General features: G+C 37.3%; 2 protein-coding genes. Both read right to left on the bottom strand.

The genetic code is table 11. The features are described from left to right. Positions 1–681 (bottom strand): phage late control D family protein (locus tag VXQ92_RS17850; RefSeq protein ID WP_416682709.1); only part of this gene is annotated, 681 nt, incomplete at its 3' end. 165 nt (positions 682–846) lie between these two features. Then, positions 847–1,362, bottom strand: coding sequence for a disulfide bond formation protein B (locus tag VXQ92_RS17845; protein ID WP_416682708.1), 516 nt, complete (start codon positions 1,360–1,362; stop codon positions 847–849). Positions 1,363–1,420 lie beyond the last annotated feature (58 nt).

Below are 1,420 nucleotides of genomic sequence, written 5' to 3'. Positions count from 1 at the left end.
ACGACGCGCTAAAGCTTGGTATTGGTTATTGTCATCAATTAATTTTAGTTTTTGAGCTTGTATTGGTGCAGTAAAATGAGGGACAAAAAGCTCTGATTCATCAATGAGCCAACTAACCCCCTCACTTCGCCACAAACGTGTGAGAAAGTCATAGTCAGACTCATTGTGCTGCATAGTGAACGGACGAATATCATAATTTTGACTTAACCCACCCAAATCAAGACTTAAACTCGCAGCAAATAGTGGACTTTTTTCTTGCCATTCTTTAAATAGAACTTCGGTAATTTCTACAATACTTTTATTCATAAAAACACGACTATTACGGCGTTTGTGCCATAAATTTGTCGCATCTTCTATAGTCAGCTTATAAAGCGTTAAAGCGCCATCACTTTGTCCATAACTGGCCTCAGTCACAATACCTGTAGTTCGGAACAATTGCCCCGAATCAGTGACCTGATCAACAGCGACTTGGACACCAATAAATTGCTTCAGTGCAATTTGGGCATTGGTTGAAAGGCAAATCAATTCTGCCATTAGGCCACCATTTAACTGATGTTGGCCTTCTATACGTTGTAAGAATACTTGATGATTGAGTAGTTCATTAGAAAATTGTACGTGAATAGCACGTTTCTGAGCATTTAGCCCTATTTTTTCCAAGACACTAAATATATTAAAAAGCATTTTTTTATAATCATAAGGATATATAAACGGCTGCACTTTATAAAAAACAGAACTATCTGTCTACAAAATTATGCGTTATTTCTATCAATTTTTTTATATTTTCACTTATTCGAAAGTTATAAAAAAAGCCCAACTTAAGTTGAGCCTTTTTTAATTACTTTAAACTTACTTTTTAGCCGTCTTAAACACTGGATAAAAACGGAATAACTGCCATAAACAAACCAGTAATAGTAAAAGGAAATAGACCAATGACCAAACTGGTAAAGACTGACCTAAAAAAGTCCAGTCAATTGCCGCACACTCACCTGAGCCAGAAAGTACTTCTTGTAAAACGGTTTTCATTGGTAAAGCATCAATGAGGTAATTTAAACCCGGACCACAGCTTGGCACTTGATCTGGTGGTAAATGCTGTAGCCAAACATGTCGGCCCGCCACCCCTACTGACCATAAAATTGCAACACCTGCCAAAAATGCATAAAAGCGTTTAATCGCATTGGAAACCGGGTTATGCAAAAACGCAATAAGAGCCACAAAACCCATTGACATTAAGCCAACACGTTGAAAAATACAGAGAGGACATGGATCAAACCCTTTTACATGTTCCAAATACAACGCAAAAGACATGCCGACAATGCTTGCCAGAACAAGCAGTCCACTCACCAAACGGTAACTTAATCGCATGTAAAACCTCGTTTTTATCTATATTGTTCAAGATATTGATCAAAACTGATCTGACTAT

It is taken from the genome of Acinetobacter sp. 228 (assembly GCF_048147885.1).
Note: the sequence above shows the minus strand (reverse complement) of the source record. Positions and strands in the feature narration are given on the sequence as shown.